General features: G+C 37.7%; 1 protein-coding gene. It reads left to right on the forward strand.

The features are described 5' to 3' along the window. Positions 1-28: 28 nt before the first annotated feature. Positions 29-276 (forward strand): NfeD family protein (locus tag ACNQ0W_RS25685; protein WP_031978545.1); only part of this gene is annotated, 248 nt, incomplete at its 3' end.

Raw genomic sequence — 276 nt, forward strand, 5'->3', positions numbered from 1 at the left:
TCATAAAGACATATAAAAGAGCAGATCTATGGAGTTTGTTGTAGAACCTTGGCACTGGTTTGTATTGGGTATCTTACTTATTCTTTCTGAGCTGATTCTCCCTGCCTTTGCCGCTCTCTGGTTTGGTATTGCAGCCATAATGGTTTGCTTTCTCTATTGGTTATTTCCAGATATCAGCCTTACTACTCAAATAGTGCTGTGGATTGTGTTATCGGTGCTATGTACCCTTCTCTGGTTTAAATTTATTAAGCCTTTATCTATTGATAAAACTAAAGC

Origin of the sequence: Enterobacter cloacae complex sp. 6730903 (assembly GCF_048283985.1) — a bacterium.
Classification (GTDB): Bacteria; Pseudomonadota; Gammaproteobacteria; order Enterobacterales; family Enterobacteriaceae; genus Enterobacter; species Enterobacter hormaechei_C.